Genomic DNA, 8125 nt, shown 5'->3' with positions numbered 1-8125 from the left:
GGATCGCTCTGCGCGGCTGCGGCTGGGGGGCCGGGCGCGGCGTTGCACGCCGAAGCCGAAAAACAGTGCAACGGGCGTGGAGGGCCAGCGTCCTTGTCATCCCGGCCGGACCCCGGACGTGTTCCGGGGGGAGCGCCGGGACGGACGGGCCCGGGGGGCTGGCGCGCCGTGCCGTCCCGGATAGCGCCGTTGGCGCTTCCGGGATGACAAGGGGAGGCATGGGGAGAGTGCGGCCCGTTGCACGCCGGAGACGAAAAACAGTGCAACGGGAGTGCAATCGCCTCGTCCGGCGCCTGTTCGGCCTCGCGCAGAGCGGCGGCTTCCTCGCGGACGTGGGGTTGGAGGTCCCTGTGCAGGCGCAGCCAGCCGCGCGCCTCGATCAGGCGGCCGGCGGCGACGGCGGCCGACAGCATGGCCCAGGCCTTGTCGGCCATCTGCGCGGCGGTGAGGGGCGACGCTGCTTCCGCCCCGTCCCGGATAGCGCCTCGCGGCGCTTCCGGGATGACAAGGGGCTGGTTCTGCACCGCCGGTGCGGGCTCAGGGTCCGGACGGCGCCAGCCTTGTTCTGCGGCGATGCGCAGGAAGTAAGACGTGCGGATGTCGTGGCGGCGGCAGACCGCCTCGGCCTCGGCGCCGGCCAGATAGGCGGACCTGGCGGCGGAGAAATCGCGGGCGCTTTGGGACGGGCGGCGCGGGGCGGAAGGAATGGGGACAGGGCTCATGCCGCCATTATCCGGCGCCCCCGAGCAGCGGGATGAAAAACAGGGTCCTGAGGCGGCGAGGCGTTGTTACGCAATGCATTGGCGACGAAAAATGCGGGATTAACGGGACCAACGTCGAGCTTTTCTTGACCGTGGCCAAAAAGGGGCCAATCTGACCAAATAGTCATGTTCGCGTTTGAGGACACACAGTGTTTCAGCAGGGTCCGCCCGGTTCCGATCCGATCCAGAATGCGAACCGGGCGCTGGCCGGGCGAGATGTGGCCGGGGCGCTGGCGCTTCTGGACCGCGCCGATCTGGGAGGATTCACCGTCGCCTCGGGCATGACCCGGGCGCTGGCCCTGCGGCTGAACGGCGATCTGTCCGGCGCGATCGGGGTGCTGGATCGGGTGCTGGCGATCGACCCCTATGAGTTCATGGCCCTGCTTTCCAAGGGCGCGATCCTTGAAATGATGGGCAAGCCGCGGCTGGCCGTGGGCGTCTATCGCAACGCCCTGAAGATCGCGCCGCCGCAGGAGCGGTGCCCTCCGCAACTGGTGGCCCAGATCGGCAAGGCGCGGGATCTGGTGGCCGCCGAGGCGGCCCGGTTGCGGGATCATCTGCGCGACGCCGTGGCGGATCTGCGCGGCCAGTGCGGAAGCGAGGACGGCGACCGGTTCGACGAGAGTCTGGACGTGTTCGCCGGTTTCTCGCCGCCGGTGAAGCAGGAGCCCCTGCTGCTCAACTACGCCCGCCTGCCCGCCATCTCCTTTTACGACCGGGGTCACTTTCCCTGGCTGGAGCAGCTGGAGGCCGGCACGGACATGATCGTGGCCGAACTGAAGGCGTTCCTGGCCGATCCGGGCGAGGCCTTCGCCCCCTACATCGCCTTTCCCAGGGGCGTGCCGGTCAATCAGTGGAAGGATCTGAACCATTCCCAGGACTGGAGCGCGGCCTTCCTGTGGAAGGACGGGGTCAAGCAGGAGGGCGCCTGCGAACGATGCCCGGGCACGACGGCGCTGCTGGAAAGCCTGCCCATGGCCATGCAGGACGGCTATGCGCCCACGGTCACCTTCTCGGCCCTGAAGCCGCGCACCCACATCCCGCCGCACACCGGATCATCGAACATCCGGCTGCTGACCCACCTGCCCCTGATCCTGCCGGGGCCGGCGCGGTTCCGGGTCGGCAATACGACGCGGGACTGGGAGATGGGCCGGGCATGGGTGTTCGACGACACCATCGAGCACGAGGCCTGGAACGACGCGGACCAGATGCGGGTGATCCTGATCTTCGACGTCTGGAACCCGTTCCTGACCGAGGCGGAAAAGGCCCTGATCACCGCCATGCTGAACGCGCAGCGGGATTATCTGACGGCGGGGTGAGGGTCAGTCGGTGCGGGGGGCTTCAGCCTCTGAGACGCCGCATTGTGCTCCAGTCGGGCATCGCTTGCCATTTTGCGAAGGCGGTATGGATTTCAAGGGTCGCATCTACCTCGAACTCCTCAGCGGGATCTTCGTAGTAGAGAACGACGGCCTGTCCTTCTCGAAGGTTCAGTTCGCGCTCAAGGTCGTCAAGCAAGGCGCCATTGTAGCGGAGACACCAGCAGGCCGTGTCGTTTGTGCCGCCGGAGTTGAAGTCGGCGTATATGCGTAGCGGGCGGGGCGGGACTTCGGAGCGCTCGGTCATTGACCGACAATAGCACGCGCAGCATGTCCTCTCACCAACCAAGGCAGACCATCTGAGCGGCGGGGCCATGGCAGGACCACCGACGGGAAACGTCTGCCATCGCGGCTGCGGAACCGTACCGCTCATCCAGCCTGCTCCCTCAAGGGGAAAGGGATGGCGCACGAAAAAGGCGGCGGAGATTGCTCTCCGCCGCCCTTAACATTCAGTATTCTGAAGCCGATCAGGCGCCCAGGGAGGACGGGTCGACCTTGAAGCCCGGGCCCATGGTGGACGACAGGCTGATGCGCTTCACATAGGTGCCCTTGGCGCCCGAGGGGCGGGCCTTGGTCAGGGCGTCGACGATGGCCTTGACGTTGGCTTCCAGGGCTTCCTGGGTGAAGGAGGTCTTGCCGATGCCGGCGTGGACGATGCCCGCCTTCTCGACGCGGAACTCGACGGCGCCGCCCTTGGCGTCCTTGACGGCCTGGGCGACGTTGGGGGTCACGGTGCCGACCTTGGGGTTCGGCATCAGGCCGCGCGGGCCCAGCACCTTACCCAGACGGCCGACGAGGGCCATCATGTCCGGCGAGGCGATCACGCGGTCGAACTCCATGAAGCCGCCGTTGATCTTCTCGTACAGGTCTTCGGCGCCCACGTGTTCGGCGCCGGCGGCGCGGGCTTCGTCAGCCTTGGCGTCCTTGGCGAAGACGGCGACGCGCACGTCGCGGCCGGTGCCGGACGGCAGGTTGACGACGCCGCGGACCTGCTGGTCGGCGTGACGGGGGTCGACGCCCAGGTTGACGGCGATCTCGATGGACTCGTCAAACTTGGCCTTGGCGTTTTCCTTGACGGCCTTGATGGCGTCGGCGAAGGCCATCGGCGTGTTGCGATCGCCGGTCCAGGCCTGGATGCGCTTGGGTTGCTTTGCCATGTCGATCAGCCCTCCACCTTCAGGCCCATCGCACGGGCCGAACCTTCGATGATGTTGGCGGCCGCCTCGATGTCGTTGGCGTTCAGGTCCTTCATCTTCTTTTCCGCGATCTCGCGCAGCTGGGCGCGCGTGATCTTGCCGACCGTTTCGCGGCCGGTGAGCTTGGCGCCCGACTTCAGCTTGGTGGCTTCCTTCAGGTACCAGGTCGCCGGGGGCGTCTTGGTGATGAAGGTGAAGCTCTTGTCCTGATAGACGGTGATCACGGTCGGCAGGGGCGTGCCCTTGCCGAACGACTCGGTGCGCGCGTTGAACTCCTTGCAGAAGCCCATGATGTTGACGCCGCGCTGACCGAGGGCGGGGCCGATCGGGGGCGACGGGGTCGCCGCGCCGGCCGGCACCTGCAGCTTGATGTAGCCGAGAATCTTCTTGGCCATTGATCTCTCCTGTTATGAAGCCCCGAACTCAATCGGGGCCGGTGAGCCGTGGTGCGGCATGGCGGCCTCCCACGGATTTGCCGCCTCCGGGACCGGGGTCACGGAAGCGAAGGCGGGCGTCTATCAGAGCGGGGGTGGAAAGGCAAACGATGCAGAGCCGATCGCGAGCGGTCTGCTGGGCAGCAGCGGCGCCCACTGCTAGGGTGCGTAGATGGACGCTGAACAGCAAATGTCGCCCAAAGGCGCAAGTCTGGAAGACCGGGCCGCGAAAACTCTGAACGCGGTCATGATCATGCTGCTGTCCGTCGCGGCGGCCGTATTCGGGGCATGGGCGTCCTTCATCTATATCCAGCGAGCGCTGGCGAGAGGCCCGGATTTCACCTGGACTGAAATCATGGCCTCGGGCCAGATTCTGAGCGGCTTGTTCGTGTTTGTGCTCGCCTGCTTCGCAATGCGCTTCGGCTTCAGGATGCTGTTCAAGACCTCAGCGCCAGGCTGAAAGCCATCAGAGCGCCCGCACCCCGTCCGCGCCCTCCGCGTCGGGCTCGAAGTCGCGGGTCAGGTCGTGGATGCGGCTCTTCATCACGCCGGCCTTCTTCAGCGCCAGCGAGGCGGCCCAGCGGGCGGCCAGTTCGGGGCGGGCCATGCGGTCGGTGGGGCGCGGACGGCCGCCGCGCTCGCGCAGCACCGCATTGGTGAACAGGGCCCCGTTGCGGAAGCGCGAGCCCCAGGTCTGGAAGTCCATGGAGAGCGAGACGCAGAACTGGTCCAGATTGCGCACCCGGTGGGGGGCGTAGAGGGGCCAGGTCAGGGCCTGGCCGGGCTCCAGATCGATGACCCTCGCGTCGGCTTCGAAGTCGGGGCGGTACGGGATCTCCTCGGTGGTCTGCAGGGCGACCACCTGCTCCATGCTGAGTTCCGGCAGATGGGTCTCGTCGCCGGGATAGACGAAGACGCGCTTGCGGCCCCGCATGTGGAACAGCACCACGCCCGCCGCATCGAAATGGTAGGGCGCGCCGGACCTGGGCGAGGACAGGATCAGCTGGCCGGCGTTGCGCACGGCCTTGAGGCCGGGAAGGGCCGACTGGATGGCGCCGAACTCGGCCATGGCGGCGGCCCACAGCTCGGGCCAGCCGTTCTGCACGTCACGCAGATTGACCCACAGGCGGCCCTGCTGGATGGCCTTGAGCAGGTCCGCGCCGCCCAGGGCGCCGCGCGCGCCGGTCCTGAGCGTATGGCCGCCGTCCTCGTGCAGGTCGTACAGATTGATGTCGATCAGGTCGGCGGGATAGCGGTCCAGCACCTCGGCCAGCCGGTGGTCGTCGGCGAACCCGGCGGCCACCAGACCGTGGGGAAAGACCTGGGCCTCGCGGATGGGGCCGGTGTCGCGAGTTGCGTCCATGCTCAGGCCTCCGCGCGGGCGGGCGCCGCCTTGGCCAGGGCGGCGCGGGCGGCCTGGAGGACGCCGCGGGCGCGGGCGCCGGGGTTGGTCTCGCAGGCCTCGATGGCCGACCAGCGGCGGCGCACGCTGGCGCGCAGCCGGTCGCCGCGCTCGCCGCCCGCGGCGTTGAGCACGCCCACCGCCGCCTGGCTGACCGTCGCGCCCAGGCCGGGGCGGACGATGACGCCTTCGCGCACGGTCTGGGAGGCGTTGCAGAAGTACTTCTTGTAGCCCTCGCCGCCGAAGCCGTAGTCGAACACCCGGTAACCGCGCGCGCCCATCAGACGCATGGTGTCCATGCTCAGCATGATGCCCGGCGAGCAGCGGGCGGCGGCGGGCTCATAGACCGGGAACCAGAAGTGCCAGCGGGTCCCGGCGTGCAGAGAGAACTCCATGGCCGCCACGGTGTCGCCCGCCGTCAGGGTGGCGACGGAGGCGCCGAAGTCGCCGTCCTGCTCGTCCATGAGGGCGTGCAGCAGATCCCGCGTCCAGCCGCAGGCGAAGATGTCGTGGCGGCCGGTGCGGCGGTACTGGTCGCGCTTGAGCTCGATCAGATGATCCAGCAGGGCGGTGTCCCTCTGGTTGGTGCGGGTCTCGATGGGGCCCAGGTCGCGCTCCAGCCCGCGGCGGGCGCGCTCCTTGTCCTTGAAGTATTTGCGCTCGGTCTCGCGGCGCTCGGCGTACCAGGCGTCGTAGCCGGCGCCCGGCAGGGCCACCATCAGGCAGTCGCGCTCCACGAGCCCCCTCGCCTCGCCCACCCAGGCGCCCACGTTGAGGCGCGCGCCGTTCAGCAGCCGGGCCAGCTCGTGCAGGTCAGGCGCCTCGCCGGGGCGGGCGATGACGCCATGAAAGTCGTTCATGGGCGCGCCCAGCGGCAGGATGGAGCCGCCGCGCCGCTGGAACGGGAAGAAGCCGGCGATCTCGCCGCCCCGGTGAAGCACCGCCACGGCGGCGCCGGGGCTGACGCGGGCCGCGACCCGGGTGAAGCGCGGACGGAAATAGGGCGAGGTCAGTTCCGGATTGGCGGCGATCATGTCGCGCCACAGGGCCCATTCGGACTCGCCGAGGGACTCGGCCGCCATGATCTCGACCGTCAGGGATTGCATGCCGGGCTCCTGTCGCATGGGCCGGATCTTAGGCCTGCCCCGTTGCAGGACGGTTTAGGGGCATGGTGAACGAAACCGCACCGCCTGTCGGGGCGTTCAGGAAAACACACAGGAGATCAAGGCCATGACCGACGAACGCCCGGACGAACGCCCCGACAATCGCTCGGTGGAGAACGAAGAGCTGCGCAAGCCGCCCCGGGAGGGCGAGCCGCCCCGTCCCGCCACAGAGCCCAAAGGGTCCGAGGGTTCGTCCAACTCGGGCGAGACGGCGACCGATCCGGCGACAGGCGAAGAAAACTAGGCTGCTCTCTCTCGACGGCTGAGTGGAACAGGCGTCGCTGCGCGGGGTTGGTTCGGGACCCCCCTGTCCGGAGCCTGCCCATGATCATGCGTTCTTCCCGTTTCGCCCTGCTCGCCGCCCTGCCCCTGCTGGCCACGGCGGCCTGCGGCGACCGGGACCGGGAGCGGCCCGCGACGGAGGCGGCCAGTCCGGCGGCGGACGAAGCGTCGCGGCTGCGCCAGTCCATCGAGTCGGCGACCTTCACCCCGCCTGCGTCCACTGAGAACGAGGCGGCGGATACACCGGATGCAGACGCGGCCTCTGCGGATCGCGGCGGAGCGGTGGACGACGCCCTGGCGGAGGACGCACGGCCGGACCCGGCCATGGTGCGGGTGCAGATCCTGCTGGACCGCACCCGCTTTTCGCCCGGGATCATCGACGGGCTGGGCGGCGAGAACACCCGTCAGGCCATCGCCGCGTTTCAGGAGGCCAATGACCTGGAGGTGACCGGCGAGTTGAGCGGCGAGGTGTTCGAGCGGCTGGCGTCCGGCGACGGCGGCCGGGTGCTGACCGACTACACCATCACCCAGGCCGACGCGGCGGGGCCCTTCATCGGCGCGGTTCCGGAGGACATGGAGGCCATGGCCGAGCTGGAGACCGTCGGTTACGCCGACGCCCGCGAGGCGCTGGCGGAGAAATTCCACATGAGCGAGGCCCTGCTGGATGCGCTGAACCCCGGAGTCGATTTCGGGCGCGCGGGCCAGAGCATCGTGGTGGCCTCGACCGGTCCGGCCGAACTTCAGGGCGAGGTGGCCCGGATTGTCGTCAACAAGGCGGAAAGCTCGGTGCGGGCTTTCGACGCCGACGGCGAACTGCTGGCCTTCTATCCCGCCACGATCGGCAGCGGCGAGACCCCCTCCCCGTCCGGCACGCACACGGTGCGGGCCATCGCGCCGGAGCCCAACTACACCTATGACCCGTCGCGGCTGAGCTCGGCCAGCGGCGGGAGGGCGGTGGTGATCCCGCCGGGTCCGAACAATCCGGTGGGCTCGGTGTGGATCGACCTGTCGCGCGACAGCTACGGCATCCACGGCACGCCCAACCCGGCGGACATCGGCAAGACCACCTCCAGCGGCTGCGTCCGCCTGACCAACTGGGACGCGGAGCAACTGGCGTCGGGGGTGGAGCCGGGGGTCGAGGTGGAGTTTGTCTGAGGCCTGGCTTCCTTCTCCCGGGGGGAGAGGGAAAAGCAAAACGGCCCCGGAGTTTCCTCCGGGGCCGTTCTGTATTCAGTCAGAAGACCGAGCTTACTCGGTGATCTTCGCGACGACACCTGCTCCAACCGTGCGGCCGCCTTCGCGGATGGCGAAGCGCAGCTTCTCTTCCATGGCGATCGGGGTGATCAGCTCGACGTTCAGCTCGGCGTTGTCGCCGGGCATGATCATCTCAACACCTTCCTTCAGGTGCACGATGCCGGTCACGTCCGTGGTGCGGAAGTAGAACTGCGGACGGTAGTTCGTGAAGAACGGCGTGTGACGGCCGCCCTCTTCCTTGGTCAGGATGTAGGCCT

10 protein-coding genes and 1 pseudogene are annotated in these 8125 nt (G+C 68.4%); 4 read left to right on the top strand and 7 right to left on the bottom strand.

Translation table 11 applies throughout. The features are described 5' to 3' along the window. Positions 1-722 (bottom strand): hypothetical protein (locus ACK4FB_RS14710; protein ID WP_409753935.1); only part of this gene is annotated, 722 nt, incomplete at its 3' end. 188 nt (positions 723-910) lie between these two features. Between ACK4FB_RS14710 and ACK4FB_RS14705 the strand changes: the two genes are divergently transcribed. Continuing rightward, positions 911-2080, top strand: coding sequence for an aspartyl/asparaginyl beta-hydroxylase domain-containing protein (locus ACK4FB_RS14705; protein ID WP_409753932.1), 1170 nt, complete (start codon positions 911-913; stop codon positions 2078-2080). Between the two features lie 22 nt (positions 2081-2102). On the opposite strand, the gene ACK4FB_RS14700 is transcribed toward ACK4FB_RS14705, so the two are convergent. The 3 genes from ACK4FB_RS14700 to rplK form a co-directional block, all read right to left on the bottom strand. Continuing rightward, positions 2103-2384: a hypothetical protein gene (locus tag ACK4FB_RS14700; RefSeq protein WP_409753929.1), complete on the bottom strand. Its 282-nt coding sequence runs from the start codon at positions 2382-2384 to the stop codon at positions 2103-2105. Positions 2385-2604: 220 nt separating this feature from the next. Then, a complete protein-coding gene (gene rplA / locus ACK4FB_RS14695) occupies positions 2605-3294 on the bottom strand; it encodes a 50S ribosomal protein L1 (protein ID WP_409753926.1) in 690 nt (229 codons plus the stop codon). A gap of 5 nt (positions 3295-3299) precedes the next feature. Continuing rightward, complete coding sequence (rplK, locus tag ACK4FB_RS14690; protein WP_021698287.1) at positions 3300-3728, bottom strand: 50S ribosomal protein L11; 429 nt, start codon at positions 3726-3728, stop codon at positions 3300-3302. 211 nt (positions 3729-3939) lie between these two features. Between rplK and ACK4FB_RS14685 the strand changes: the two genes are divergently transcribed. Beyond that, positions 3940-4227, top strand: coding sequence for a hypothetical protein (locus ACK4FB_RS14685; protein WP_409753923.1), 288 nt, complete (start codon positions 3940-3942; stop codon positions 4225-4227). Between the two features lie 6 nt (positions 4228-4233). On the opposite strand, the gene ACK4FB_RS14680 is transcribed toward ACK4FB_RS14685, so the two are convergent. Then, positions 4234-5130, bottom strand: coding sequence for a transcriptional regulator (locus ACK4FB_RS14680; protein WP_409753920.1), 897 nt, complete (start codon positions 5128-5130; stop codon positions 4234-4236). A gap of 2 nt (positions 5131-5132) precedes the next feature. Then, positions 5133-6275 carry a GNAT family N-acetyltransferase gene (locus ACK4FB_RS14675; protein ID WP_409753917.1) on the bottom strand — a complete coding sequence of 381 codons (1143 nt, stop codon included), beginning with the start codon at positions 6273-6275 and terminating at the stop codon, positions 5133-5135. Between the two features lie 124 nt (positions 6276-6399). Between ACK4FB_RS14675 and ACK4FB_RS14670 the strand changes: the two genes are divergently transcribed. After that, on the top strand, positions 6400-6576 hold the full coding sequence (locus tag ACK4FB_RS14670; RefSeq protein WP_409753914.1) for a hypothetical protein: 177 nt from the start codon (positions 6400-6402) through the stop codon (positions 6574-6576). 86 nt (positions 6577-6662) lie between these two features. Further along, positions 6663-7769, top strand: a complete 1107-nt coding sequence (locus ACK4FB_RS14665) for a L,D-transpeptidase (protein WP_409753911.1) — start codon at positions 6663-6665, stop codon at positions 7767-7769. 93 nt (positions 7770-7862) lie between these two features. Here ACK4FB_RS14665 and tuf read toward each other — a convergent pair. Then, positions 7863-8125, bottom strand: a pseudogene (gene tuf / locus ACK4FB_RS14660) (elongation factor Tu); the annotation flags it as partial.

The organism is Brevundimonas sp. (assembly GCF_046299535.1).
Lineage (GTDB): Bacteria > Pseudomonadota > Alphaproteobacteria > Caulobacterales > Caulobacteraceae > Brevundimonas.
The sequence above is the reverse complement of the archived record's forward strand: the minus strand, read 5'-3'. Positions and strand labels throughout refer to the sequence as shown.

Excerpts from the sequence above, each read along its gene's own strand:
- rplA (WP_409753926.1), bottom strand. The coding sequence starts at position 3,294 with ATGGCAAAGCAACCCAAGCGCATCCAGGCCTGGACCGGCGATCGCAAC.
- rplK (WP_021698287.1), bottom strand. The coding sequence starts at position 3,728 with ATGGCCAAGAAGATTCTCGGCTACATCAAGCTGCAGGTGCCGGCCGGC.
- ACK4FB_RS14700 (WP_409753929.1), bottom strand. The coding sequence starts at position 2,384 with ATGACCGAGCGCTCCGAAGTCCCGCCCCGCCCGCTACGCATATACGCC.
- ACK4FB_RS14685 (WP_409753923.1), top strand. The coding sequence starts at position 3,940 with ATGGACGCTGAACAGCAAATGTCGCCCAAAGGCGCAAGTCTGGAAGAC.
- ACK4FB_RS14675 (WP_409753917.1), bottom strand. The coding sequence starts at position 6,275 with ATGCAATCCCTGACGGTCGAGATCATGGCGGCCGAGTCCCTCGGCGAG.
- ACK4FB_RS14680 (WP_409753920.1), bottom strand. The coding sequence starts at position 5,130 with ATGGACGCAACTCGCGACACCGGCCCCATCCGCGAGGCCCAGGTCTTT.
- ACK4FB_RS14670 (WP_409753914.1), top strand. The coding sequence starts at position 6,400 with ATGACCGACGAACGCCCGGACGAACGCCCCGACAATCGCTCGGTGGAG.
- ACK4FB_RS14665 (WP_409753911.1), top strand. The coding sequence starts at position 6,663 with ATGCGTTCTTCCCGTTTCGCCCTGCTCGCCGCCCTGCCCCTGCTGGCC.